The sequence below is a fragment of the Lacibacter sp. H407 genome (assembly GCF_037892605.1).
In the GTDB taxonomy this organism is placed as follows: Bacteria; Bacteroidota; Bacteroidia; order Chitinophagales; family Chitinophagaceae; genus Lacibacter.
On sequence record NZ_JBBKTU010000002.1, the window covers coordinates 240,485 to 266,383 of the forward strand.

Annotated in this window: 24 protein-coding genes; 15 read left to right on the forward strand and 9 right to left on the reverse strand. The window is 41.2% G+C overall.

Features of this window, described 5'->3' with window-relative positions; translation table 11 throughout:
* Positions 1–18 precede the first annotated feature (18 nt).
* A complete protein-coding gene (locus WG989_RS20290; RefSeq protein ID WP_340431946.1) occupies positions 19–633 on the reverse strand; it encodes a Crp/Fnr family transcriptional regulator in 615 nt (204 codons plus the stop codon).
* A 223-nt stretch (positions 634–856) separates the two neighbouring features.
* Here WG989_RS20290 and WG989_RS20295 point away from each other — a divergent pair, with 223 nt between their 5' ends.
* From WG989_RS20295 to WG989_RS20330, 8 genes are all read left to right on the forward strand, one after another.
* On the forward strand, positions 857–1,330 hold the full coding sequence (locus WG989_RS20295; RefSeq protein WP_340431947.1) for a c-type cytochrome: 474 nt from the start codon (positions 857–859) through the stop codon (positions 1,328–1,330).
* Between the two features lie 56 nt (positions 1,331–1,386).
* Positions 1,387–3,378 carry a Sec-dependent nitrous-oxide reductase gene (nosZ, locus tag WG989_RS20300; RefSeq protein WP_340431948.1) on the forward strand — a complete coding sequence of 664 codons (1,992 nt, stop codon included), beginning with the start codon at positions 1,387–1,389 and terminating at the stop codon, positions 3,376–3,378.
* An 84-nt stretch (positions 3,379–3,462) separates the two neighbouring features.
* Positions 3,463–4,464 carry a nitrous oxide reductase accessory protein NosL gene (locus WG989_RS20305; RefSeq protein WP_340431949.1) on the forward strand — a complete coding sequence of 334 codons (1,002 nt, stop codon included), beginning with the start codon at positions 3,463–3,465 and terminating at the stop codon, positions 4,462–4,464.
* Entirely contained in the window at positions 4,464–5,696 is a 1,233-nt protein-coding gene (locus tag WG989_RS20310) for a nitrous oxide reductase family maturation protein NosD (RefSeq protein WP_340431950.1), read from the forward strand. Before WG989_RS20305 ends, WG989_RS20310 begins: the two co-directional genes overlap by 1 nt.
* A 4-nt stretch (positions 5,697–5,700) precedes the next feature.
* On the forward strand, positions 5,701–6,399 hold the full coding sequence (locus tag WG989_RS20315) for an ABC transporter ATP-binding protein (RefSeq protein ID WP_340431951.1): 699 nt from the start codon (positions 5,701–5,703) through the stop codon (positions 6,397–6,399).
* 104 nt (positions 6,400–6,503) lie between these two features.
* Complete coding sequence (locus WG989_RS20320; protein ID WP_340431952.1) at positions 6,504–7,271, forward strand: ABC transporter permease; 768 nt, start codon at positions 6,504–6,506, stop codon at positions 7,269–7,271.
* Positions 7,272–7,280: 9 nt separating this feature from the next.
* Entirely contained in the window at positions 7,281–7,571 is a 291-nt protein-coding gene (locus tag WG989_RS20325; protein WP_340431953.1) for a cupin domain-containing protein, read from the forward strand.
* A gap of 6 nt (positions 7,572–7,577) precedes the next feature.
* A complete protein-coding gene (locus tag WG989_RS20330) occupies positions 7,578–7,973 on the forward strand; it encodes a group III truncated hemoglobin (RefSeq protein WP_340431954.1) in 396 nt (131 codons plus the stop codon).
* A 65-nt stretch (positions 7,974–8,038) separates the two neighbouring features.
* Here the strand turns inward: WG989_RS20330 and WG989_RS20335 are convergent, their stop codons facing one another.
* Positions 8,039–8,593 carry a fasciclin domain-containing protein gene (locus WG989_RS20335; protein ID WP_340431955.1) on the reverse strand — a complete coding sequence of 185 codons (555 nt, stop codon included), beginning with the start codon at positions 8,591–8,593 and terminating at the stop codon, positions 8,039–8,041.
* A 135-nt stretch (positions 8,594–8,728) separates the two neighbouring features.
* Here WG989_RS20335 and WG989_RS20340 point away from each other — a divergent pair, with 135 nt between their 5' ends.
* Entirely contained in the window at positions 8,729–8,905 is a 177-nt protein-coding gene (locus WG989_RS20340; RefSeq protein WP_340431956.1) for a DUF6728 family protein, read from the forward strand.
* Between the two features lie 20 nt (positions 8,906–8,925).
* Here WG989_RS20340 and lpxB read toward each other — a convergent pair whose 3' ends face one another.
* Positions 8,926–10,053: a lipid-A-disaccharide synthase gene (gene lpxB, locus WG989_RS20345; RefSeq protein WP_340431957.1), complete on the reverse strand. Its 1,128-nt coding sequence runs from the start codon at positions 10,051–10,053 to the stop codon at positions 8,926–8,928.
* Between the two features lie 413 nt (positions 10,054–10,466).
* Between lpxB and WG989_RS20350 the strand changes: the two genes are divergently transcribed.
* Together WG989_RS20350 and WG989_RS20355 are read left to right on the forward strand one after the other, a co-directional pair.
* Complete coding sequence (locus tag WG989_RS20350; RefSeq protein ID WP_340431958.1) at positions 10,467–10,865, forward strand: hypothetical protein; 399 nt, start codon at positions 10,467–10,469, stop codon at positions 10,863–10,865.
* A 155-nt stretch (positions 10,866–11,020) separates the two neighbouring features.
* Positions 11,021–11,860, forward strand: a complete 840-nt coding sequence (locus tag WG989_RS20355) for a toxin-antitoxin system YwqK family antitoxin (RefSeq protein ID WP_340431960.1) — start codon at positions 11,021–11,023, stop codon at positions 11,858–11,860.
* Positions 11,861–11,976: 116 nt separating this feature from the next.
* Here WG989_RS20355 and WG989_RS20360 read toward each other — a convergent pair whose 3' ends face one another.
* Positions 11,977–12,270 (reverse strand): hypothetical protein, encoded by a 294-nt coding sequence (locus tag WG989_RS20360; RefSeq protein WP_340431961.1) that lies wholly within the window; start codon positions 12,268–12,270, stop codon positions 11,977–11,979.
* Complete coding sequence (gene surE / locus WG989_RS20365; RefSeq protein ID WP_340431962.1) at positions 12,270–13,058, reverse strand: 5'/3'-nucleotidase SurE; 789 nt, start codon at positions 13,056–13,058, stop codon at positions 12,270–12,272. The genes WG989_RS20360 and surE overlap by 1 nt, the downstream gene beginning before the upstream one ends.
* A 424-nt stretch (positions 13,059–13,482) precedes the next feature.
* Between surE and WG989_RS20370 the strand changes: the two genes are divergently transcribed.
* Positions 13,483–14,232, forward strand: a complete 750-nt coding sequence (locus tag WG989_RS20370; RefSeq protein ID WP_340431963.1) for an XRE family transcriptional regulator — start codon at positions 13,483–13,485, stop codon at positions 14,230–14,232.
* 95 nt (positions 14,233–14,327) lie between these two features.
* A complete protein-coding gene (locus tag WG989_RS20375; protein ID WP_340431964.1) occupies positions 14,328–16,793 on the forward strand; it encodes a DUF5916 domain-containing protein in 2,466 nt (821 codons plus the stop codon).
* 108 nt (positions 16,794–16,901) lie between these two features.
* On the opposite strand, the gene WG989_RS20380 is transcribed toward WG989_RS20375, so the two are convergent.
* Together WG989_RS20380 and pdeM are read right to left on the reverse strand one after the other, a co-directional pair.
* A complete protein-coding gene (locus tag WG989_RS20380; protein ID WP_340431965.1) occupies positions 16,902–17,747 on the reverse strand; it encodes a histone deacetylase family protein in 846 nt (281 codons plus the stop codon).
* Between the two features lie 283 nt (positions 17,748–18,030).
* Positions 18,031–18,699 carry a ligase-associated DNA damage response endonuclease PdeM gene (gene pdeM, locus WG989_RS20385; protein ID WP_340431966.1) on the reverse strand — a complete coding sequence of 223 codons (669 nt, stop codon included), beginning with the start codon at positions 18,697–18,699 and terminating at the stop codon, positions 18,031–18,033.
* A gap of 74 nt (positions 18,700–18,773) precedes the next feature.
* On the opposite strand from pdeM, the gene WG989_RS20390 reads away from it, so the two are divergent.
* Entirely contained in the window at positions 18,774–19,262 is a 489-nt protein-coding gene (locus WG989_RS20390; protein WP_340431967.1) for a hypothetical protein, read from the forward strand.
* Between the two features lie 38 nt (positions 19,263–19,300).
* On the opposite strand, the gene WG989_RS20395 is transcribed toward WG989_RS20390, so the two are convergent.
* Positions 19,301–19,798 (reverse strand): heme-binding domain-containing protein, encoded by a 498-nt coding sequence (locus WG989_RS20395; protein WP_340431968.1) that lies wholly within the window; start codon positions 19,796–19,798, stop codon positions 19,301–19,303.
* A 97-nt stretch (positions 19,799–19,895) separates the two neighbouring features.
* Entirely contained in the window at positions 19,896–22,547 is a 2,652-nt protein-coding gene (locus WG989_RS20400) for a ligase-associated DNA damage response DEXH box helicase (RefSeq protein ID WP_340431969.1), read from the reverse strand.
* Positions 22,548–22,818: 271 nt separating this feature from the next.
* Between WG989_RS20400 and WG989_RS20405 the strand changes: the two genes are divergently transcribed.
* On the forward strand, positions 22,819–25,899 hold a 3,081-nt coding region (locus WG989_RS20405; RefSeq protein ID WP_340431970.1), incomplete at its 3' end, for an immunoglobulin domain-containing protein.

The following is a 25,899-nucleotide window of genomic DNA, read 5'->3' on the forward strand; positions in this document are numbered from 1 at the left end:
TTTATGATTTCAATCACATCAGCAAAACACTTTACCTCTTTCAATTTTCAGCTCCCCTTTTTTCTGCAGTTCACGAATGGAACGGATCACTGTTTCTACCCGCAGCCCGGTCATATCTGCGATCTGTTGTCGGGTAAGGTCAACTTTCAGCAAGCCATCTTCAAGCAACATTCTGTTTTTCTTATACTCCTGCAGCAATGTGCTTACACGATGCAGTGGTCCGTACGATGAAATTTCTTTGGATATAAGCGATTTAAAACGAAGCCGTTTTGCCAGCAGTTTGGTAAAGCAATAATGTACTTCAAAATTTTCTTTCAATAGCTGAAGAAAATTCTCTTTACGTAAACGTATTACAACCGATGCTTCATCCGCTTCTGCACTGGCCGGGTAAGTTCCTTCATCAAACAAAGGAGGTTCGCCAAAGCTTTCACCTGCTTCAAAAAAACCTTGTATGAACTCTTTCCCATCTTCATTACAATTACACATTTTAATTTTTCCTTTCACCACCTGGTAATAAAAATGTGCCCGGTCATCTTCACAAAAAAGTACCTGACCTTTCTCTAATTCATGAAAAGTAGCTCCCCAGGCAAGGAGAAGATCCACATCAATAATACAGGTATCCAATGTTTGCATGATGCTGCAAGTTAAACTGTCTGTATGGTCGTGTTCTTGATCAGGAACAAGAAATAAGCTGACCATGGTCAGTTTAATTCGCTCAACTATTTGCCTTTTTTGCAGCTCCTTATGCGAGCCGGAAAACTTAGTAACAGAAAATCCTTTTATGACTTGAATCATAAAGTGCTCTTTATTCTCATAGTAATCTTGTGTTGTCTATTAAAAAAATAAATTATTCTGTATGAAAAAAGTTCTTATTCTGCTAAGTTTCATTGGTTTCGTCTACGCATGTGGCAACCAATCATCAACCGAAAGTACCGGTAGTGATGCAACTACCACAACAAAAACTGATAACGGCAATCCTTCCTACGATCCTGATCGTGGTGCCGGTAAATTCACTAATGTAGATGTAAAGCCTGAACTGGATAAAGTGATGGCGGAAGCCGGTTTGAAAGTGTATGATGTGAAATGCGGCAGTTGCCATAAACTCACCGATGAGAAATTGGTTGGTCCGGGTTGGAAAGGAGTAACTACACGTCACAAGCCTGAGTGGATCATGAACTTTGTAACCAATGTAGATGAGATGCTGGATAAAGATCCAAAGGCTATGGCGCAGTTAGAGCTTTGTCTTGTACGTATGCCCAATCAAAATTTGAGTGATGATGAAGCACGCCATGTATATGAATTTATGCGCAAGAATGATGGCGTAAAATAAGTTAGCAATTCCTGCGAAAAGCTAAGAGAAAAAATTTAACCCTTAATACAACATATATGAACAAGGCAAAATTGATGATTGCATTGCTGGTAACGATTGCCGCTTTGCAATTCACATCCTGTAAACCAAAAGGCGCTAAAGGCGCAGTTGCTACCGGCAATGCAGAAAAAGCATACGTAGCACCTGGCAAATACGATGAATTTTACAATTTCGTTTCCGGTGGTTTCAGCGGGCAAATGAGCGTGTACGGTTTACCCAGCGGACGTTTGTTCCGTGTAATTCCTGTATTCTCTGTAGATCCTGAAAAAGGATACGGTTATAGTGAAGAATCAAAACCAATGCTGATGACATCAAATGGTTTTGTACCATGGGATGATCTGCATCATATTTCTTTCTCCCAAACAAATGGTGAAATAGATGGACGTTGGACATTTGGTAATGGCAACAACACACCACGTGTTGCAAGGATCGATAACAAAACTTTCCGTACTGCGGAGATCATTGAAATTCCAAACAGCGCAGGCAATCACTCATCACCTTTCATCACTGAAAATTCAGAGTATCTCGTAGCAGGTACACGTTTCAGTGTTCCGATCGGTGATAATACCGATGTTCCTATTTCATCTTACAAACAAAATTTCAAAGGTGTGATCAGTTTCATCAGTATAGGGAAGGAACATGGTGAAATGGATATCGCTTTCCAATTATTATTACCCGGTGTAAACTTTGATTTGAGTCGTGCAGGTAAAGGACCCAGCCATGGTTGGTTCTTCTTTAGTTGTTACAACAGTGAGCAGGCAAACACCTTGTTAGAAGTAAATGCATCACAACGTGATAAAGATTTTATTCTGGCAGTGAACTGGAAAAAAGCAGAAGAATATCTGAAAGCAGGTAAAGGTGTAAAAAAGCAAGTGCGTTATGCACACAATGTGTGGGATGAAAAAACGCATTCAGCAAAGCATGAGATCAGAACTGAAGTAACTGTACTTGATCCTGCCATTCTAAAAGATATCTGCTATTTCATTCCTTGTCCCAAATCACCACATGGTTGCGATACTGATCCAACAGGTGAATACATTGTAGGCAGTGGTAAGCTGGCGGCTATCATTCCGGTGTTCTCGTTCACAAAAATTCAAAAAGCAATTGCTGATAAAACGTATGATGGTGAATATGGTGGCATTCCTGTAATTAAATATGAAGCTGCTTTACATGGTGAAGTTAAAAAACCAGGTCTTGGTCCATTGCATACAGAGTTTGATGATAAGGGGAATGCTTACACTTCATTCTTTGTAAGTAGTGAAATTGTAAAGTGGAATGTAAAAAGTCTGGAAGTGCTTGATCGTGTACCTACTTATTATTCGATCGGTCACCTTTCAATTCCCGGTGGCGATACAAGAAAGCCTTGGGGTAAATATGTTGTTGCATATAACAAGATCACAAAAGATCGTTATCTGCCAACAGGACCTGAGTTAACACAAAGTGCGCAGATATTCGACATCAGTGGCGATAAAATGCAATTGATCCTCGATTTTCCAACCATTGGTGAACCACACTATGCAGGTTCAATGCCTGCCTCATTGATCAAAGACAAGAGTGTAAAAATTTATAAGATCGATGAGAACCAGCATCCATACGTTGCGAAAGGTGAAAAGGAATCGAAAGTAGTACGTGAAGGAAATAAAATTCATGTGTACATGACATCGATCCGCTCACATTTTGCACCGGATAATATTGAAGGTGTTAAGTTAGGCGATGAGGTTTATTTCCATGTTACAAATCTTGAGCAGGATTGGGATGTGCCACACGGTTTTGCTATCAAAGGTGCACTCAATGCAGAATTGCTGATCATGCCGGGCGAAACACAAACATTAAAATGGGTTCCTGAAAAAACAGGTGTTTATCCATTCTACTGTACCGATTTCTGTAGTGCATTGCACCAGGAGATGCAAGGTTACCTGCGTGTATCACCCGCAGGAAGTAATGTGCCGCTTACATTCAGTTTAGGTAAGCAAGGAACAGAGGCAGCAGAAACGCCTCCGGCTAAATAAAGTTGAGGATAATTATCATGTACAGGCCTGTGATCCACAACAGGAAATCAGGCCTGTATTTTTTTAGATCAAAAGATGAAACCAATGAACAAGCCATTATCACCAATAGCCCGGATGTTATCGTTAATCTGCGGGATCATTTTAATCGTTGTCATTTTTGTTCCGATGTGGCGCATTGATCTTACAGCTCCGCAATATCCGGAAGGATTGGTGCTCAAGATCCATGCAAATAAACTATCGGGTGATGTGGATGTGATCAATGGATTGAACCATTACATTGGTATGCGCAAATTGGTGGAGTCTGATTTTATAGAGTTTACGATTCTCCCTTATCTCATTGGATTTTTTGCATTGATGGGTATCATTACCTACTTCGTCAACCGTCGCTGGATGTTGTACACGTTCGGAACGTTGTACATTCTCTTCGGCATCATTGCCATGTATGATTTTTACAGATGGGAATATGATTATGGACACAACCTTGATCCAACAGCAGCGATCATTGTTCCGGGTATGGCCTATCAACCACCGTTGATTGGATTTAAACAGTTATTGAATTTTGGTGCGTATTCGTTTCCTGATGTAGGTGGTTATATTTTTATCGGCGTAGGATTGATCCTGGTGATTTTATTCATTAAAGAGTGGAGAACAAAACCAACGTTTACAGTTGTGGTAACAGCATTGTTGTTGATGTTTGGCGTGCAGGGTTGTTCATCGGGTCCGGAGCCGATCCGTTTTGGAAAAGACGCCTGTCATTTTTGTAAGATGATCATTACCGATCAGCGCTTTGGTGCTGAGTTGATAACTGATAAACAGAAGATCTACAAGTTTGATGATACGCATTGTGTTGTATCGTTTTTAAAATCAGGCGATGTGTCGAAAACAGCCATTGCCGATATCTACCTGATCGATTATTCGCAACAGGGACAGTTTGTAAAAGCAACGGAAAGTTTTTTATTCCAAAGCGATGCGTTGCGAAGCCCGATGGGTGGAAATGTTGCTGCCTTTACAGTAGAAGACAGTCTGTTGAAATTTAAACAGGAACTCAACGGAACTGCCGTAAGCTGGAATGAGTTGATCCAATAATGAAACCATACGTTACCATATTATTTTTATTTGTTGTGCTCGCAGCAAACGCAACAACCTTGCAGGTTGGTCCGTCAAAAACGTATAGAACCATTAGGCAGGCAATCGGCAAAGCAAGCGATGGTGATACGATTTTGATCTATGCAGGTGTTTACAAAGAAGGACAAATTATTATTGAAAAAAAACTTGCGATAAGAGGTATCGGGTACCCGGTGCTCGATGGCGAACGTAAATACGAGATCATCACGATCCGTAAGAACGGAGTAGTGGTGGAAGGATTATTATTGAGAAATTCGGGACGTAGCAGTTACAATGATATTGCAGCATTGCGGATCGCAGAGAGCCGACATGTAATTGTTCGGAACAATCAAATTGAAAATAGTTTTTTCGGTATTTATTCGCAACATGCAACGGCATGTACCATCATTGGAAATAAACTTCGTTCCGATGCCAAAGATGAAATTTCTTCCGGCAACGGAATTCATTGCTGGAAAAGTGACAGCATGTTGATTGTTGGCAACAGTATTACCGGTCACAGAGATGGCATCTACTTTGAGTTTGTAACCAACTCGCAGATCAAACAAAACCTCAGCACGCAGAATGTGCGGTATGGATTACATTTTATGTTTTCGAATACCAATGCTTATATCTCCAATACATTTCAAAATAACGGGGCAGGTGTAGCAGTGATGTATTCAAAAGGCATCAGCATGTACAACAATACATTTTCTGATAACTGGGGTACAGCTGCCTACGGCATCCTGATGAAAGATATTACGGATAGTGATGTGCAGGGAAATCAGTTTCTGCGTAACACAGTTGCTGTGATGATGGAAGGCAGTAACCGCATTAACCTTATCAAAAATACATTTGAGCAGAATGGCTGGGCACTGAAGATTCAGGCAAGCTGTATGGAAAATAAAATTGCACAAAATAATTTCAAGGCCAACTCTTTTGATGTTGCCACCAATGGCGAACTGATGTTGAATAAGTTTCAACGCAACTATTGGGATAAATATGAAGGCTACGATTTAAACCGTAATGGAATTGGCGATGTGCCTTTTCGTCCGGTGAGTATGTATGCCATGATCAGCGAACGAAACAGCTCCAGCATGATGCTCTACCGCAGTTTCATTGTTGGTCTGTTGGATAAAGCAGAACGGATGTTGCCCGTGTTAACACCGGTGGATTTAAAAGATGATGAACCCTCTATGAAACCAATCAAATTCTGAAGACATGATCATCGCCAATAACGTAACAAAAACATTCGGCAAACTAAAAGCTCTCGATAATGTGAGTGTGAATTGCTTGCGTGGACAAACCATTGCACTCATTGGTCCGAATGGAAGTGGAAAAACCACACTCATCAAATCAATACTGGGTATGGTGGTGCCCGATAGTGGCTTTATTACATTCGATCAGGATAATATTCTGCATACATGGAATTACAGGGAACGAATTGGTTATATGCCGCAGATCGGACGTTATCCGGAGAACATGAGTATTGCACAGGTTTTTTCGATGATGCGGGATATCCGTAAAAATGTAACAACAACGGATGAAGAATTGATCGCCGCATTTGGACTGGAAGAATTGATGCAGAAAAAAATGCGTACGCTCAGCGGAGGTACACGCCAAAAGGTAAGTGCATCACTGGCATTTTTATTTAACCCCGATGTGTTGATCCTTGATGAACCAACCGCAGGACTTGATCCCGTTGCTTCTGAAATACTGAAACAAAAGATCATCAAAGAAAAACAAAAAGGGAAACTGATCCTCATTACATCGCATGTACTCAGTGAACTGGACGATGTGGTAAGTGAGATCATTTATATGCAGGAAGGGAAATTACAGTTTCACAAATCACTCCAGCAATTGCAGGAAGATACAGGGGAAACAAAACTGGCGAAAGCGATTGCTCAAATCATGAAATAGGCATAAAAATCAGCAAGCTAATTTATGCCAGTGGCGATGCTGATTTTTATGACTATACTAAGTGGCAATTAAGAAAATAAAAACGAACACTTGAAATAGAAATTATGCGTACCATTATCAAATATGTAGTGCTGGATCTCATCCGTAACCGGATCATCATGGCATACACTGTTTTTTTACTTGCTATGTCGCTCGGCATTTTTAATATGGATGCAAATTCCACCAAAGGCATTATGAGTTTAATGAACCTGGTGCTCATTTTTATTCCCCTTGTGAGTATTATTTTTTCAACCATCTATGTGTACAACTCATCGGAGTTTATTGAATTGCTGGTGGCGCAACCGTTAAAGCGAAAATCACTCTGGCTGAGTATTTATTTTGGACTTTCATTGTCGATGTTGCTGGCATTTTCAGTTGGCGTAGGTATTCCGGTAATGATCTACGATGGAACTTCAGCCGGTCTCACCCTTATTTTATCGGGTGTATTTCAAACACTCATCTTTACAGGTATTGCATTGTACGCTTCCGTAAGAACAAGAGATAAAGCAAAAGGCATTGGTGTGGCAGTATTGCTCTGGTTTTTCTTTACATTGATCTATGATGCAGTGGTATTGCTGTTGCTGTTTCAGTTCAGCGATTATCCCTTGGAAAAACCAATGATCGCACTCAGTATGCTCAATCCTGTTGATCTGTCAAGGATATTACTGTTACTCAAGCTCGATATCTCTGCATTAATGGGTTATACCGGTGCTGTGTTCAGTGAGTTTTTTGGTGGTGGAATGGGCATGTTGCTGTCTGGCTTTGTGTTGCTGCTGTGGACAGTGTTGCCGGTGTGGGCCTCGTTACGCAAATTTCAATCAAAGGATCTTTAAACAAATTGTATGCATAACGGAAATATCAGCGATCATGTTCATTTTGAAAAAACAACAAAGGCCGCACTTTATAAAGATGAGCGGTTGCATATACTGCTATTGAATCTTCCGGAAGGAGAGGAGTTGAAACCGCATGTGTCAAAAACAGATGCATATTGCATTGTGCAGAAAGGCGAATGTGAGTTCATGTTACGTGGCGTGGCGCACCGGTTAAAAAAAGGTGATCTGTTTTCGTTTAAAGCAAATGAACCACATTCGGTGAAAGCAATTACAGATTTCAGTATGTTAATTATAAAATAAACAACGATGAAAAAAGATATTGAGGTACGTGACGATGTAATACTGTTGGTGAATACATTTTACGATAAAGTAAAACCCGATGAAACCATTGGTTTCTTTTTCAATAAAGTAAAACAGGTTGATTGGGAAAAGCATCTGCCATTGATGTATGATTTCTGGCAGAATATTATTTTTCATACCGGTGGCTATACAGGTAATCCGATGCGTATTCACATGAACCTGCATAAACAAGCTCCGATGAAGAAAGAGCATTTCGATCGCTGGCTGCAGTTGTTTACAACAACAGTGGATGAATTATTTGAAGGCGAAAAAGCAGAACAAACAAAGCAACGGGCATTATCTATTGCTACAGTAATGCAGATCAATATTGCACAGTTGCCGCAACAGGAATCGATTTATTGATTGAATAATGATCATAATGAGAAAGGCATCCATTGGATGCCTTTTCTCGTATTGATCGTCGAGGGTTATTGAGCAGGAGGAAGTAAAACAGCATCGGTTACATAAATAATTCCGTTCGATGCAGGAACAGTTGCAATAATGTTGGCGCCATTCACGGTCATCTTTCCATCTTTATTACCGAGTGTTATGTTTTGTCCGTTTGCCATTCCGTATTTCATACCGTCACCCATCAGTGCATCTTTCAACACACCAACATATACATGGTATTCGAGAATGTCACGAAGCTTGTCTTTATTTTCCGGTTTCAGCAAATCATCCAGTGTGCCTTTTGGCAACAGATCGAATGCAGCATTGGTAGGAGCAAACACGGTAAACGGTCCGGCATTGCTCAATACATCCACATATGAAGCTGCTTGTAGTGCAGCAACCAATGTAGTGTGGTCTTTACTGCCAACGGCTACTTTCACCACATCTTTCTGCGAATCATCATCCTGTACCGCCGATTGGCCGGCAGCACTTACCGCAGCATCTGTTGTGCCGGCATCTTGTTGTTCGGTTGCTGAATTGCAGGAAATAGTGAGGGAAAGAATCCCGGCGGCCAGGAATGAAACGTACTTCATATAGTTTTGATTTTTTGTTAAACGAATCGTTTTAAAACCGGGTTGAAAGTAGAATTGTGTGCTTATTTTTTTTATGATTTAAATCATAACCGCACAACATTTCTGTAATTTGCATTGTTACACAAATAAAAGCTCATGGGTGTCCTCCGTCAAATGGCCGAATATTTATACTTGAAAAAGCCAGATCCCAATCAACAGAAATCGGACTGGATGAAATACATGCACGGCATCAACCGAATTTCTATTTTTGTATTTCTGTTTGCGATGCTGGTGATGTTGTTTCGCTGGGTAATTCTTCCGTTATTTAAATAAACGGGAAAACAGCAAGTGGTTTATTTTGTCTGTAGAAAATCAACGATCGCTTTTGCTGCTTTTGCTGATGCATGTCCGCCGGCTTGTAATTTCTCTTTCAATTGCTGATAGTGTTGTAATTGTTCTTCACGTTTGGAAGAGCCGGGTAAGATGTTGCTGAGTTCATTACCAAGATTCGACACATTCATTTCATGTTGAATTAATTCTTTCACCACTTCCTGATCCATGATGAGGTTAACCAACGAAATGTATTTGATGTTGATCAATCGTTTTGCGATCTGGTAACTGATCTCATTGCCTTTGTAGCAAACTACTTCAGGTACTGCAAACAACGCTGTTTCCAATGTAGCGGTGCCCGATGTTACCAATGCAGCAGTTGATTGTTGCAGCAAGGCATAGGTTTGATTATTTACATATGATACATTACTGAACGGCTGCAATAACTCATCGTAAAACGAAGCGTCTAATCCGGGTGCTTTTGCAACAATGAATTGGTAATCGGTAAATGCTTTGCTCACCTCCAGCATCACCGGTAGTTTTTTTAATATTTCCTGCTTGCGGCTGCCGGGTAATAATGCAATGATTTTTTTTGCGGTATCAATTTGTTTTCCGGGAGTTAGTGTAACCGGTTCATGTGTGGCACGCTCCACTTCTTCGATCAATGGATGACCAACATATTGTACTTCCCAATTCCATTTGTTTTTGTAATACTCTTTTTCGAATGGAAGTATCACCAGCATTTCATCAATGCATTGCTTCATCATCTTCACCCTGTTTTCTTTCCATGCCCATACCTGTGGTGAAATATAATAGATCACTTTGATATTATTTTCTTTTGCCCATTTGGCAATGCGTAAATTGAATCCCGGGTAATCGATCAATACCAATACATCAGGCTTATGTTCCAGAATATCTTCTTTGCAAAATGCAAGATTCTGAAAAATGGTGCGAAGGTTTGTGATCACTTCTACAAAACCCATAAATGCCAGATCACGGTAATGCTTTACCAATGTAGCACCGGCTGCCTGCATTTTTTCTCCACCCCAGCAACGGATATTTGCTGTAGCATCAAGCTTATGTAATTCTTTGATCAAATTACTACCGTGTAAATCGCCGCTTGCTTCTCCTGCTATAATGTAATAGTTCATGTGTTGATGGTGATAGTCCATAGTCGATGGCCCATGGATTGCAAAGATAATGTACTGAAACGGCTTGCTTGTTTCTGCGTTTTCAGGCTGATAACATTGTAATAACATTGCGGAAATGATGCTTGGGCGTCATACAAAATGTTTTCTGAAACCCTTTGCCAGCAAGGGTTTTAAGATTTTGTTCAGAAAGTTAAGGGCATAAAATGAACCGATTCTTGACTTGTGCAGGAATTTGCGGGGGCTTACTTTTGTATTGTCAATCAAGCAACACACTTGCTTTCATCCGTACCAACGATCTCCGGAAATCAATTGACAACACAGCTTGCTCCAAGCGATACTTGCCCCCAAACTTACTGCGATACTTGCCTGTAGAAAATGTAACAGTATTCGTAAAAATTTAAAACATAAGAAACATGAAACAGACAATGAAAAATGCAGTAATCGGTTTATTTACCTTTTTAGCAGTAACAACAGGATTCACCGCCTTCGCTAACAACAACAATGATTCAACTCCTGCAGCTGAATTAAAATTGATCGGACGTACAGACAATCAACCTGTATTCCAGCTCAACTTCAACAACAAGGAAATTGAAAAGTTTGTAGTAGTAGTGAAAGATGAGTTCGGAACCATCCTTCATCAGGAAGTGGTGAACGGAGTAAACATTACACGTAAATACCAGTTGAACACAGATGAACTGGACGGTGTAGGTGTCATCTTCGAAGTGATCAGCTCTAAAACATCAAAAATGGCTGTCTTCAACATCAAAAATAACACTCGTGTTATCGCTGAAACAGCAATTGTTAAAAATTAAGTAATAAAACAGAATACATAAAAGTCGTGTCAGGGTTGCTTTGAAAAAAGCAACCCTTTTTTGTTAAAAAATATGATACAGGTCATAGAAACCACGATAAAAATCATTCCTATCAATCGTTAGTATGCCTTATTTTTGCAGCAGAAATTTGGCATATGATACAAAAACCAATCTTCACATTACTTGCATTGGTAGTAGGATTGTTTTCCAATGCGCAGCTCAAAGTCCATGCATCCGGTAATCCACCCATGCATCCCGTCGACATTTCTGTATTTACCTTTGGCAAATCCTTGTTTTCTTCTTACCCGTTTCAACTGCAGAGCGAAGGAAAAATTACAGGCGAAACCTCCAACGGTGCACATTTTACAGGTATCGTAAAAAAAGGGAAGTTAAACGGTGCCTGGCAAAGTGCGTATGCCAACGGACAACCGATGGATCAGGGACAACTTGTAAAAGGTATTCCCAATGGCGAGTGGAAAGTATGGAACAGTGCCGGACAACTCATCGCTGTGCGTACTTACAATGCCGATCTGTTTCATCGCATCAAACGGGAAGTAAGTTTGAATCATCCAAAACTTTATACCTACGCTATCACCGCACGTTATAAAAAAGAAGGCAGAGATGCGGTAAAGTTTTTACACGCCGGCTCTTCGTTTATTCAACAACGCAAAATGCGGACGACCGATCTGCAGGAACTCGTATCGGCCAACAACAGCGATCCGGAACACTACCATCCTGTATTCAACGAATGTCTGCATCATGGTTTATACCTCAACTATTTTGATAACGGCATTACAAAAGATTCCGGTTATTATAAGAACGGATTACGTGATGGCGTGTGGATGCACCGTACAACAGATGGTGTGTGGAAAGGTGCTTATAAAAACGGCGAACGCATCAGCCAGTGGAAATTATACAATGAAGCCGGTAAACTCCGCTTGATCATTTTCTACAATCGAAATGGTGTGGAAGAAAGCAGGAAGAAAATTGCGTGAAGCGAACAGAATAGACAATTGACAATAGATAATAAGCAAAAGAGCATTCAAACCTGAATGCTCTTTTGCTTTAGTACTCCATCATTCGCATCAACAAATCAATTACGAATCAACGGTTACATAAAAAACTTTGCATACAGGATCATCAGTCCGTACATCACCGTCATTATAAAAATACCGATGGCTGTTTTATCACGCCGTCCGTTAATGAAGATGGTAAACAATACAATATTGGCAATAAGGCATAAGCTACCAACAGCCGTCAGCATTGCTTTTGTTTTAAAGAAATATTCTACAAACTCTCCAAACGTAATGGAAGGAGTTTTAATAAAGTAGTAGATCACGAGGCCAAGAATGGGAGCGAGGGCGCCCAGTACAATTCCAAAGGGCAGTTTGTCAAGTTTCAGCATCAGAATTTGAGTTTGGTTTCTAAATCCTCTTTTAATTGATAGTTGGTGAGGTCGAATTGAACGGGAACTACACTTACAAAATTGTGTTCCAGCGCCCAAACATCGGTATCTTTTCCTTTATCGAAGTTTTTAAATTCGCCGGTAAGCCAGTAATAGTTTTTTCCCGAAGGGTCTTTCCGCTCGTTGAAATCTTCCACATACTTGGCATACGCCTGCCGGCAAACCTTTACACCTTTGATCAGGCTCACATCTACATTCGGGAAGTTCACATTCAAACAAAAATGCTTATCCAGTTTTCGTTTCAGTAATTGCTCCACCAGTAAGCGGGCATATTTTTTTGCGGCGGTAAAATCGGCTTCCATACTGTAATTGAGCAGCGAAAAACCAATCGACGGAATACTCTCAATGCTTGCTTCAATGGCCGCACTCATCGTACCGCTGTAAATTACATTGATGCTGTGGTTGGCACCGTGGTTGATGCCACTCAAACAAAGATCGGGTTTGCGATGCAGTACTTTGTCTACCGCCAGTTTCACACAATCAACAGGTGTACCGCTGCATTGCCAGGTTTCCACATCATCCATCAGGTGTACTTTTTGCAACCGGAGCGGCGAACCAATGGTGATCGCATGCCCCATTCCACTCTGCGGTTTATCCGGCGCCACTACTACTATTTTTCCAAGATCTTTTACTGCTTCCACCAGGTTGCGGATGCCGGGTGCTGTTATACCATCGTCGTTTGTAATGAGGATGATGGGTTGTTCTTTTGTTTTTTTTGCTTTAGCCATGTTCGTTCAGTTCCCTTGTTCTTTTTGTTACCGGCAAAGTTATTACTATGTAGCTGCATTGGCGTCGCACTCTTGTACGAAATCAATTCTATGCAGCTTTGTCGGCTCACGTAAAAGTCTGATTTATTGAGGAGTTGGCAAAATTGCTTACATCCACATTTGCTCAACAAGTACAAATTGCCGAAGAAATATTTCTGTGCTAAATCGTAAGAAGAATTTTTTAACGCAGCATTTTTTTTATTTACATAGTCTGGCCGCTTTGAGCGGCCTGACTTTACTCTCCGACACGGCAGCTTTCAATTTCTTTCTGTGTTCATCTGCGTCCATCTGTGGCGAAAATTTATTCTCTGCATCTGGCGGGGAAAAACAAATATTTTTCAAACTAAAATAATTAGTATATTCGCTCCAATAAAATTAGCAGACCATGGCCGTTGCCAATCAAAACCTCAAATACCTGCGCAAATTGCGTGGATGGACACAGGAAGAATTTGCACAAAAGATCGGTATCAAGCGTTCGCTTGTAGGTGCGTATGAAGAAGAACGTGCAGAGCCGAACTACGACGTGCTCGAAACCGTAAGTGATCTGTTCAAGGTAAGTATTGATGATCTGTTGCGGAAAGATCTCAGCGAAACAAAAGGCAGTTACCTCGCCAAGCGCCGTATGATGAAGATGGCCAGCGAACACAATGTGATCCATTTTGTTCCGGTAAAAGCCGCCGCCGGTTATCTCAACGGCTATGCCGATCCGGAATTTCTGGACGAACTCAACACCTTTACATTGCCCATGCTCAGTGGTGGCACCTACCGTGCCTTTGAAATTGTGGGGGATAGTATGTTGCCAACGCCCAGCGGCAGTGTAATTGTAGGAGAAAAAGTACAGAACCTCGATGATGTAAAGAATAACAATGCGTACATCATTCTCAGCAAATCGGAAGGGGTAGTGTACAAGCGTGTATTAAAAAGTAATCGAAGCAAAAATAAACTCACATTGGTGAGCGATAATCCTGCTTATCAACCATACAATGTAAATGCCGAAGATGTGTTGGAATTCTGGAGTGCACAAATGGTGTTGAGCCGTGTAAATCAGGGACAGCGCTGGGATGTAACCAATCTTGCATCGTTAGTGAGTAACCTGCAGGATCAGGTAAACAATCTGAAAAAGAAAATGAATTAATGACTTGCTCCGGCTTTAAAGCCGGAGCAAGTCATATAGCCGCTCATACAAATTCAACTGTATGAGCGGCTTTTTTATAATAGTTTGCAGCCGTAATGAGAAAATCGATCCTGTCCTTTGTATTGCTGCTTGCCACCATTTCTTTGTTTGCCGGTAATGAGCCGGAGCGTTCGCTTCAGGCCAGTAAAGTGTTACAAGCTCCCAAATTAGATGGCATACTCGATGAGGCCATCTGGCAAAATGCACCCGTAGCTGAAAATTTTGTTGTCAACAGCCCCAATTATGGCGAAGCGTCTGCGCATCGCACCAAAGTATATGTGGTGTACGATAACAGCAATATTTACATCGGTGCTTATTTGTACGATGATCCATCCAAAGTGCGTACACAGTTAACAGCCCGTGATAAAGAAAGCCAGCAGGATATCGATTATTTTTCTGTTTTCTTTGATACATACAATGATGATCAGAATGGATTTCAATTTGTGGTAACCAGCAGAAATGTACAGAGCGATGGACGTTTAAGTCCTAACCGTTCCTCGCAATTTGGTCCGCCGAGTGATTACAGTTGGGATGCAGTGTGGGAAAGCAAAGTAACCATGCACGAAGATGGCTGGGTGGTTGAAATGAAAATTCCCTACTTCTCACTTCGCTTCGCAAAAAAAGAAAAACAGGATTGGGGGTTGAATTTTCAACGTTATGTACGCAGAAGCAATGAAAGTTCGTATTGGAACAACATCAACCCCAATGAAAATGGTTTTGTAAATCAATTCGGCCGGTTGAATGGATTAGAAAATCTTGAACCACCACTTCGGTTATCCTTTCTTCCATACGTTACGGCCGGTTACAGAACTACACCTACATCGCAGGGAAGAGTGAATGAATTTCTACGCAATGGTGGTATGGATGTAAAGTATGGTGTGAATGAAAGTTTTACATTGGACATGACCCTGATCCCCGATTTCGGCCAAGTGATCAGCGATAACGTCATCAACAATCTTTCTCCTTTTGAAGTACAGTTCCAGGAGAACCGTCCCTTCTTCACCGAAGGAACGGAGATCTTCAATAAAGCCGGTTTGTTTTATTCGAGAAGAGTAGGAGCTACCCCATCCGGTTATTACAATGCAAGAAGTAAAGGTTCAACTGACAGTACACGAATTCTTTCCAATCCCGGTGTAGTGCAATTGTTGAACGCAACAAAATTTTCCGGACGTACCAAACAGAAACTGGGCATCGGTGTGTTCAATGCAATTGCTGCACCCATGTTTGCAGAAATTGAAAATACCAATACCAAAACAGTTGAACGTATCCAGACGGAACCGTTTACAAACTATAATCTTATTGTATTGGACCAGGCATTGAAAGGGCGTTCGTCGATAACACTCACCAATGCAAATGTTACACGGAATGGTGCGGGCAGAGATGCAAATGTTACCGGGCTTGATCTGTTTCTGTTTGATAAAACCAATCAATATGGTTTCCAGGGAAAGTTTGATTACAGTAAGATCATGGGGCCCAATCCGTACAGTGGATTTAAAAGTGTATTGAGTGTTGGAAAAGTAAGTGGTAAAATTCAGTATAACTTCTTAAGTAATGTAGAGAGTGATCGTTATGATCCAAACGATCTTGGTTTTCTTGGTGCGCCGAATAAAGTGAACCATCAGGTACGCATCAGTTATAATCAATTAACACCAACGGATAAATTCAACTCGTACAATTTCAGTTTAACTGTACGTCACGAAATGTTGTATAAACCGTTTGTGTTTACAAATATTCAGTACAATGCCGGATCGTTTTGGTTCTTTAAAAATTTCTGGGATCTGAGTTTGAATGCAACTTATCAACCACTGTGGCAAAAAAATTATTTCGAATTACGCACACCCGGTCGGTTTATGCGACAGGTGCCTTGGGGTTTTATGCGGTTGAATGGAAGTACCGACAGCCGCAAGCGTTTGTTTGCACGGGTAACGCTTGGTTTTGCTGAATCAGTTGATATCAAAAATGATCCGTACATCATTGTTCATCCGGGTATGCGTTATCGTTTCAGTGACCGGTTGAGTCTGGATATTGATTGGAATTATATGGACGATCGTGGACAGTTTGGCTATGCATTTATGCGTGAAACAAACGGCGAACCAATTATTGGAAGAAGAAGGAAGACAGATGTAACCACACTCATCAGTGGTATTTATAATTTCACCAGCCGCATGAATGTTACGTTGCGTGCACGCCATTACTGGAGCCGTGTTAAGTATGCCAGCTTCTACAATGTGAGTGAGGACGGTTGGTATATTGATCGGGCATTTATTCCGGGGCAGGATCAAAATTTCAACGTGTGGAATATGGATGTGTTCTATACCTGGGATTTCAATTACGGCAGCCGTTTTATTATTGGTTGGAAAAACTGGCTGGCAAATGATTTCCCAATTGATGGCGATCGACATAAAAACTACTGGAGCAATGCAGGTCGTGTTTTGTTTACACCACAGGGAAATGAATTTACTGCACGTATGATCTTCTTTATTGATTCGCAAAAGTTGAGGAAGAAGAGAAGTCAGTTGTGAGCCGATAGTAGTTAGTGGAAAGAAATGAGTAGTGAGTGGTGAGTGGAGTCGAACCACGGTACAAGTCAATCGAGCGCAGTCGAGATTGACGTCAATTGATTTCTACTCTTAATTCAAACCGTAAATATCTTTCGCCAACCGGAACGTATTGCAATGTGCTTCCACAATAATTTTTACATCGGCTGAATAACCGCCACCCATTGCAACAGTACAAGGGATATTGTGTTGTTGCAGTTTCGTAAACACCATTTCATCACGCTGTTTGCAACCCTGCATACTCACTTTCAGTTTGCCGAATTTATCCGTATCAAGAATATCAACACCGGATAAATAAAAAGCAAAATCAGGTTTTACTTTTTCGATCAGCATGTTCAATGTGTTTTCCAGCAGTGGAAGATAGATGCTGTCGTCAGTACCATCTTTCAATCCAATGTCAAGATCACTGGTTTCTTTATGAAAAGGATAGTTGTGAGCACCATGCATACTGAACGTAAACACCTTGCTGTTATTTTCAAAGATTTTTGCTGTACCGTTTCCCTGGTGTACATCCAGATCAATGATAAGTATTTGCTTCGCCAGCTTTTGATGCAGCAAATAATTGGCTGCCGTTGCAAAATCATTTAACAGACAAAACCCTTCGCCTCTGTCAGCAAATGCATGATGCGTACCACCTGCTATATTCATGGCCACTCCGTTTTTCAATGCATACATACAACAATCAATCGTTCCCTGCGTAATGATGAGTTCCCGTTCTGTTAGTTCATGCGATTGAGGAAAGCCGATATGTCGTTGCTCTTTTGCTGAAAGGGTTTGTTGTTTCAGTTTGGTGAGATATTCTTCTGTATGTGTAAGCAATACAATTTCATCAGCACAAACTGTTGGTGCAAAAAGATTAGCAGCAGTTATACTTCCTTCATGCATCAGTTGTTCGGGTATCAGCTCATATTTCAACATAGGAAACCGATGCCCTTCCGGTAATGGATGTGCATAAATGGGAGCGTGGGCAATATGTAAGGTTTTTGTACTGATGATTTTTGTTTTTTGATATCAGGACGTCGCTAAGACGTCAGACATCTTTGGTTTGAAATTTTCAATTTATTTACCGGCGTCTGACATCTGCGATGTCCTGACGACTACCAGACTTCAGATATCAGGATGTCGCTAAGACGTCAGACATCTTGTATTTTTTATTTACAAAATTATTCACCGTCGTTTTACTTCTGCGATGCCCTTACGATCATTGTAATTCAATGATGCTTTTATTGACTATCGCAAACACTTTGTCTTTCTTCTTTGGCTTTAGTGCATGTGTGCCTGTGAAACGCCCAAAGGCAGGCAGCACCGCATACTCTTCACCAAAATAAAAACACGGGAAACGCAACGATTGTTTTGCAAAACCTTCGATCCGTATACCCGGATGTATGTGACCGGTAAAGAGATACGGTTGCTCAGATGATGCGGTTTTTTTTGTAACGGGAGGTTCGTGTGTAAACTGAAACGGATGCAGATCCATCGTTCCTTCCTGTATGGAAATTTCGTTGGCAGCATACCATTGATCATTCAAGATGTCATGATTGCCTCTCACCAAATGAATCGGCAGGTGCGAAATGTCTTTCCGCCATTTTTCAAACAACCGTATTTCATTGTTCATATGGCTGTGAAAAAAATCGCCAACTACAATCAACTCTTTTGGTTGAAAGAACTGAACCTGTGCGACCAATCGCTGCAGGTCTTCTTTAAAAGCAGTTTGCGGAATGCCTATCCCTTCTTTCCGGAAGTGGCCACTTTTGCCAAAATGAATATCCGACACGATCAACCGTTTTTCCTCTTCCCAAAACAGGCAGCTCTCCGGCGAAAGCCAGAGCGTTTGTTGCTGTAGTTGAAAGCGAACGGGCTGCTGTGTCATGGGATGCAAATGTAAGCCCTGCTTTTTTCGTTTCAACAATCCAATGAATTGATTTATTTTGAACAAAAAATTACATGCAGGAACAACGGGATTATTTACAGGCTCCAATGGAAACAAAACCATCTGTACCGCAAGGGATCAATGTACTCAGCATACTTAGTTTTATTGGAAGTGGATTCCAGATTTTTGGTGCGGTCATCAGCTATTTTACTATTGCGTATAGTGTGCAATCCTTACCCGAAACAAGAAAGCTGGAGCGTAGTGCCGATATGAAACCATTCAGTAGTTTTTTTAAGTGGTCGGCCGATGCAACGCTGAAGCAATATGAGCATCGGATGTCTCTCTTACTGGTTTCTTTACTGGCAGCAGCCATTTGCATTGTTGGGGTACTTCAAATGCGCAAACTGAAAAAAAGAGGATTTGCCGTTTACACTGCAGGCGAATTAATGTTGCCCGTTTTTACCGCTGTTGTAATTGATGTATGGGCGTCGCTGTTCGGATTTTTTATTGCGATCATCTTTCTTATTTTGTTTGCAGTGCAACGCAAACATTTGACACAATAAATTTTTATGTAAAACAAAAGCCCCAACAGGGGCTTTTGTTATTTATTTTCAACTTTGGCTTTGTCTGATTGCTGCGCCGGTTCAGCAGGGGGAAGTGTTGCTAAATTCTCTTCACACCATTTGTACAAGGCCTCTTTTTGTTCGGCAGTAAGGATCGATTTTTTATGGATGTAGGTATAACTTTCCAACGGCATCTTTCCTTCTTTCACTTCATCCATGATCTCTGTAAATTTTTTCCGTTGACGTTTGGCGGTGTACGTTGCAAACTCAGAAAAATTCAATTCTTTTTTTCCTTCATCCACATGATCCTGCAGCCACCAGGTAACCGGTTGCACATTGGCATACCATGGATAAACAGTGTTGTTGCTGTGACAATCGTAACAGGATTGTTTTAAAATGGACGCAACATTATCATTCACGGCAAATTTTGTACTGATATCATTTGGAAATGGTCCGGCCGATACCTTTTGTTTAGGACGTATGAACTGGATGATCACCAATGCAGCGATGAGTACATAAAGGATCTTTTTGAGCATGCTGGTTGTTTTGATAAATGTAGTAAGAAAATGAGTTGCTTTCAATGACAGAAATACTTTGAAAGGAAAATTGTGATCATTTTTTTCAGTAATCGAATTATGATGACCATGCTTTATTCAACTGCGCCTGCATACGCCGAATCCTGTCTTCCAGTTTTTCACTGGAGAGATTGTTGCGGTTTAATCCATCTGCAATAATGGGGAAGGAGAGGGGGGTGAACCGTTGTGGAAATGTAAGAATGATCTTGCTTTGTTGAATTCGTTCAAATGCATTCCGCAATCGCACTTCTTCCATTTGCTGATCAAATACTTCCTGGTACGCTTGCCGTAGCAATACATTTTTCGAATCATATTCACTAAACACATTAAATAACAAACTGGCGGAAGCCTGCAAGTGTCTCGCTTTTGTACGTTCGCCCGGAGCCGATTGTACGATCAGTCCGCCAATCACGGCAATGTCTCTGAATTTCCGTCGTGCCATTTCTGTTGCATTTACACTTCGTTGCATATCGGCCGTAAGTGTGTCGAGTGTAAACAGATCAGCGGCATTGGTGTCATCTACCGGTATCGGTTGATCGCAGAGTAATTCAAAACCATAATCGTTCATGGCAATGGAAAAGGTAAGCGGTGCAAGTTTTCCAATACGATAAGCAAGGATGGCACTCATGGCTTCGTGTACCTGTCTTCCTTCAAAGGGATACACCAATAAATGATATCCTTCTTTGCTTTCATGTTGCTCGATCAACAACTCATCATCTTTTGGAATATGCGATAGTTGTTGTTGGAGTTGAAAAAGTGATGACAGATGAATGAGTTCGGGAGCAGGGTCGGCCCACGCCTCAGCGTGGTCTGACCCGGAGTTTGAAACAGTACTATGATTCAGGTCGCTTGGAGCGCCCCGACCCATTGTGCGCCCTTGCTCAGCAACCTCATTAAATGTTTCCCTTAATTTTTTTCCAAGGTTGGCGGTTAAACTCATTCGTCCGCCATTCCAGCTGGGTACGATTGTTTTCTTTGAAGTTGACTTACGTACAAAAGCAGTCATGTCTTTGATCTGTACCAATTCAAGATTTCGCCCTGCCAATGTAAATGAATCACCAGGTTCTAAACGACTGATAAAATATTCTTCGATCACACCCACAAATCCCCCACTTACCATTTTTACTTTCAGCATCACATCGCTTACAATAGTGCCAATGTTCATACGATGACGCATCGCCAATCGTCTGCTTTGAATTTTATAAAGTCCATCAATGATCTCGATCTTTTTATAATCGTCATACTGTTGTAATGCTTTACCTCCTTCAACCAAAAACTGTAACACATCATTCCATTCCTGTTGTTCCAGTTCACGGAAACAATACGTTGATTTGATCTCATAAAATAATTCATCCGGACGAAAGCCATCCGAGATCGCTAATGTATTTAAGTATTGGATCAACACATCAAAACAAAGCAACATCGGTTCTTTGCTTTCAATCAAATTTTCATCGATCGCACTTTTCAACGCCGCTGCTTCCACCAACTCCAGTGAATGCGTAGGCAGAAAATATATTTTACTCACTGCATCGGGACTATGACCGCTTCTTCCGGCACGTTGTAAAAAACGGGACACACCTTTCGGTGAACCTACTTGTATAACGGTCTCGACCGGACGAAAATCAACACCCAGATCCAGTGAAGCCGTACACACGACCGCTTTCAGTTTCGCTGTGTGCAATGCTTCTTCCACCCACAAGCGAAGTTCCTGTTCAATACTACCATGATGCAAGGCAATCGCTCCGGCAAGTTGTGGTGCATGATTCAATAATTCCTGGTACCAGCGTTCACTCATGCCTCTTGTATTGATGAAGATGAGAGTAGTGGTACTCTGCTCAATGATCGGAATTACTTTGTGGATGAGTTTCAAACCAAGATGCCCTGCCCATGGATAATTTTCCATTTCATCGGGTAATACAGATTCAACAACGATCTGTTTTTTCATGTTAGCCTTTACAATCTTTCCTTCTTGATTAAGTGTTGACAGTAGCACTTCTTTTGCTTCTTCTAAATTTCCAATCGTTGCACTGATGCCCCAGATCATTGGTTTACTGTTGCCCATTGCCGATTGATTATTGACTATTCTGCTGAGCGCTAATTCCACCTGCACACCTCGCTTACTTCCCATCAACTCGTGCCACTCATCGATCGCAATTACCAGTACGGTTTTGAATGCGTCACCATAACCTTTTGATGCAAGAAATAAATGCAGACTTTCGGGCGTAATGATGAGTACTTCGGGCAGTTGACGTTTTTGTTTGGCCCGTTCTGAAGTAGTGGTATCGCCATTGCGGATGCCAACACTCCACTGCATGCCGAGTTCAGTAATCACTTCTTCCATGGCACGCCCAATATCTTTTGCCAACGCCCGTAACGGAGTGATCCAGATCAATTGTAACCCGTTCTTGGATTTGCTTTGCCAGTTGTGTGGATGTTGGTTGATAAAACGGATGAGCGACCCGAGAAAAACGGAATAGGTTTTTCCGCAGCCGGTTGGTGCATTCACCAAACCACTTTCGCCATTGGCAATATGATGCCATGTTTCTTCCTGAAATGCAAAGGGTTGCTTACTTTTTTCTGCAAGCCAGGAAGCGATACGTTGATAACCGGGTGTTGATTGAAGATCCATCATGGAGAACAACAAAACTAAGCCTTGAAAAGATGCGAACAACAGGCTCTTTGTGGCATTGCGGAGCGTATTGAAAGACATATAAGGCAAAAAAAAATCTGTTACACATGTTGCATGAACCGTTTATTTCTTCTACTTTCACAGTTCATGTATTTGAAACAGTTTCTTTTATAACTGTTTAATCCGCCATCCCAATCCTCTGAAACATTCCATTACCTTTTAAGATCGAACTTCAATTGATTGTGCATTGCATAGCTATGTCTGTGTAATTGTTGTTGTATCCACTCCTTCCGAAAGACCAGCCAACGATCCTTCTTTCCTTGCCTAACCACCCACATTAAAACCTCTGTTTATGCAACAACTGCTATGCTTGTCAGTTAACCAGCGTGCTATCTCTGCACTGCTTACTCCTTTTTATTTCCTGTTTCAATCTAAAAAACTGCTGCTTCGTTTCGCTATGCTCGTGATGAGTGTGGGGATGATGAATGGGGTTGTGGGGCAGGCGACGGTGACAACAGATAAACCGGATTACCAACCAGGTGATACAGTTCTAATAACTGGAACAGGCTGGCAGCCAGGTGAGACAGTTAAATTAGATGTAGATGAAGAACCCAAACCTACAACTTGTTTACTTCCACATGATTTAATAGTTGTAGCAGATGCAGATGGGAAAATATATAGTAAAGAATTTCTAATCAAAGAAAATCATCTAGGAGTAACATTTACACTAACCGCCACAGGTCAAAGTTCTGGACTTGTTGCTGTTACTACATTCACAGATGCGTTGTTCTTTAGTGCATCTATTACAAGTAATCCTATTTCGATTTGCGCCGGAACTAATGCGTCTTACACAATTACCATAAAAAATAATACTACTACGGGGCCGGGAGAAACACCGACTGGTCAGAATGCAAGATTAGGCTCTATCAGAATCGCAATTCCCTCGGGATATACAGGTATCGTAATAACATCTAATTCTCCAGATTGGACTGTAAGTACAGCCACACCTGGCTTTATTGAATTTGATGCAAATGGCAATGACAACAATAACAATAGAATCGATCCGACTGAATCTGTGTTTATTACTTTTACCGCTATCGCTCCAATTACACCTATAAACCCATATGTGTGGATAACAGAGGCGTGGGTAGGGTCAAATTTTACAGGAACTAAATATCCAGGAATCGGAACTGATCTTAATCCAGGTAACCAACCAAATGTAATAGTTAACCCCAATCATTCAATTAATCTTAGTTCAACTTCAAATAATCAAACTGTATGTCGTAATACTGCAATTACAGATATTACTTTTAATGTAGGAGGAGGCGCAACTGGCGCAAATATTACAGGTTTGCCAAATGGTTTATCTGGTAGTTTTAATGCCGGAGTGTTCACGATAACCGGAACCTCTTCGCAAGAAGGTATTTTTGATTATACAATTATAACTACGGGAAATAGTTGTACTGCAGCTCAAGCAACGGGTACTATTACAATTAAAGGCTTATTAGATTATGCCAATCTTCAATTCCCTTCTTCATTTTCTATCTGTCAAGGAGGAAATTTCACAGCTTATGGAAGAGTATATGAATCAGGTGTAACTGAAGCAAATGGAGCGGGTACTGGTATCATTGCACAAATCGGCTATAATAATACAAATTCTGATCCTTCCACATGGCCTGAAGCGAATTGGTCAAACGCAACATATAATACTCAGGTTGGCAATGATGACGAGTATCAGGCAAGCTTTGGTTCTTCATTAACACCCGGTACATATTATTACACATTCCGCTACTCATTAAATGGCTGCCAATGGCAATACGGTGGTTACAGTGCCGGCGGTGGTAATTTTTGGGGTGGAGCAAATGTTAGCGGTGTTCTAACCGTAAATGCGAATCATACGCTTTCTTATAACTCCGGCTCTACTTCCCAATCAATTTGTGAAGGGCTTCCAATTGAACCGATCATTTATACGATAGGAGGCGGGGCCGCAAACGTAAATGTTTCAGGGTTACCTAATGGTGTGGTAAAAAGTATTTCTGGAAACACGGTTACTATCAGTGGTACGCCAACGGTTCAATTTGGAACTTTTAACTATACCGTTACTACTACTGGTAATAGTTGTACTACACAAAGCTTGGGAGGTACTATAACAGTTAAGAGCAAACTTGATGTTGTTAATTTACAGTTTCCGTTAACCAGTACGCTCTGTCTTGGCCAGCCACTCAATGCATTTGGCCAGGTGTATGAACCCGAAGTAACACCGGGTAATGGTCCGGCTAGTCCAAACATTATTGCAGAATTTGGAGTGGGTACCACCAATAATACAAATTCTTTTACCTGGTATGCAGCATCATTTAACAGTGCCGGCAGTGAAGGTAATAATGATGAATATCAATACGCATTTACAGCTCCATCTGTTGGAACTTATTATTACACTTTCCGTTATTCATTTAATGGATGTGATTTGCAGTATGCACAGGATATTGGAGTGCTTACTGTAAACCAACCACCAACCATCAACCTTACTTCTGCAAATAATTTGCAGACAGTTTGTGATGGCGTGGCCATAAACGCCATAACCTATTCTATTGGCGGAGGTGCAACCGGCGCAGGTGTTATGGGTTTACCAACCGGATTAACAGGAAGCTATAACAGTGGCGTATTTACAATTTCGGGTACTCCTACACAATACGGTATTTTTAATTATACTGTTTCAACAACAGGCCCTGATGGATGTACAGCTGCAACGGCAACTGGTACAATAACTGTAAAGCAGAAATTCAGTTTTGTAAATCTTCAGTTCCCTCCATCTGGTACAATTTGTACCAATCAAAGCTTTGATGTGTATGGACAAGTATACGCAGCAGGCGTAACAGAAGCAGCAGGGGCAGGTGCCAATATTATTGCGGAACTTGGTTATAGTACAACAGACACCGATCCCTCAACTTGGGGAACATGGATTTCTGCAACATACAATGGTCAAGGTGGTATAAGTAATAATAATGATGAGTACAAAGGAACTCTTTCATCATTAGCGCCTGGTACCTACTATTATACATTCCGCTATAAGTTGAATGAATGCGAGTATCAGTATGGTGGAACTTCAGGTTTCTGGTCTGCAGGACAAAGTGGTGTGCTTACAGTAAACGCATTACCAGTAATTACATCAAGTCCTGTTAATAGCACGATTACATACGGAACTAACGCATCTTTATCTGCATCAGCTACCGGTACGGGTCCTTTAACGTATCAATGGCAGGTAAATACAGGAAGCGGCTATACAAATATTTCATTGGCTGGTATATATGCAAATACAGATGCCAATCCATCGACATTGGAAATCGAGAAGCCAACTGTTGCAATGAGTGGTTATGTCTATCGTGTAATGGTTTCGGGTGCTTGTGCACCAGCGGCGGAGAGTGATGGAGCTGTA

Bases quoted from the DNA above. Each gene is read 5' to 3' on its own strand.
- pdeM (WP_340431966.1), bottom strand. From the start codon at position 18,699: ATGACACAGCAGCCCGTTCGCTTTCAACTACAGCAACAAACGCTCTGG.
- WG989_RS20340 (WP_340431956.1), top strand. From the start codon at position 8,729: ATGGGTGTCCTCCGTCAAATGGCCGAATATTTATACTTGAAAAAGCCA.
- WG989_RS20400 (WP_340431969.1), bottom strand. From the start codon at position 22,547: ATGTCTTTCAATACGCTCCGCAATGCCACAAAGAGCCTGTTGTTCGCA.
- WG989_RS20305 (WP_340431949.1), top strand. From the start codon at position 3,463: ATGAACAAGCCATTATCACCAATAGCCCGGATGTTATCGTTAATCTGC.
- lpxB (WP_340431957.1), bottom strand. From the start codon at position 10,053: ATGAACTATTACATTATAGCAGGAGAAGCAAGCGGCGATTTACACGGT.
- WG989_RS20395 (WP_340431968.1), bottom strand. From the start codon at position 19,798: ATGCTCAAAAAGATCCTTTATGTACTCATCGCTGCATTGGTGATCATC.
- nosZ (WP_340431948.1), top strand. From the start codon at position 1,387: ATGAACAAGGCAAAATTGATGATTGCATTGCTGGTAACGATTGCCGCT.
- surE (WP_340431962.1), bottom strand. From the start codon at position 13,058: ATGGCTAAAGCAAAAAAAACAAAAGAACAACCCATCATCCTCATTACA.
- WG989_RS20315 (WP_340431951.1), top strand. From the start codon at position 5,701: ATGATCATCGCCAATAACGTAACAAAAACATTCGGCAAACTAAAAGCT.
- WG989_RS20310 (WP_340431950.1), top strand. From the start codon at position 4,464: ATGAAACCATACGTTACCATATTATTTTTATTTGTTGTGCTCGCAGCA.
- WG989_RS20375 (WP_340431964.1), top strand. From the start codon at position 14,328: ATGAGAAAATCGATCCTGTCCTTTGTATTGCTGCTTGCCACCATTTCT.
- WG989_RS20390 (WP_340431967.1), top strand. From the start codon at position 18,774: ATGCAGGAACAACGGGATTATTTACAGGCTCCAATGGAAACAAAACCA.
- WG989_RS20320 (WP_340431952.1), top strand. From the start codon at position 6,504: ATGCGTACCATTATCAAATATGTAGTGCTGGATCTCATCCGTAACCGG.
- WG989_RS20330 (WP_340431954.1), top strand. From the start codon at position 7,578: ATGAAAAAAGATATTGAGGTACGTGACGATGTAATACTGTTGGTGAAT.
- WG989_RS20295 (WP_340431947.1), top strand. From the start codon at position 857: ATGAAAAAAGTTCTTATTCTGCTAAGTTTCATTGGTTTCGTCTACGCA.
- WG989_RS20370 (WP_340431963.1), top strand. From the start codon at position 13,483: ATGGCCGTTGCCAATCAAAACCTCAAATACCTGCGCAAATTGCGTGGA.
- WG989_RS20350 (WP_340431958.1), top strand. From the start codon at position 10,467: ATGAAACAGACAATGAAAAATGCAGTAATCGGTTTATTTACCTTTTTA.
- WG989_RS20360 (WP_340431961.1), bottom strand. From the start codon at position 12,270: ATGCTGAAACTTGACAAACTGCCCTTTGGAATTGTACTGGGCGCCCTC.
- WG989_RS20335 (WP_340431955.1), bottom strand. From the start codon at position 8,593: ATGAAGTACGTTTCATTCCTGGCCGCCGGGATTCTTTCCCTCACTATT.
- WG989_RS20325 (WP_340431953.1), top strand. From the start codon at position 7,281: ATGCATAACGGAAATATCAGCGATCATGTTCATTTTGAAAAAACAACA.
- WG989_RS20355 (WP_340431960.1), top strand. From the start codon at position 11,021: ATGATACAAAAACCAATCTTCACATTACTTGCATTGGTAGTAGGATTG.
- WG989_RS20380 (WP_340431965.1), bottom strand. From the start codon at position 17,747: ATGTTGAAATATGAGCTGATACCCGAACAACTGATGCATGAAGGAAGT.
- WG989_RS20290 (WP_340431946.1), bottom strand. From the start codon at position 633: ATGCAAACATTGGATACCTGTATTATTGATGTGGATCTTCTCCTTGCC.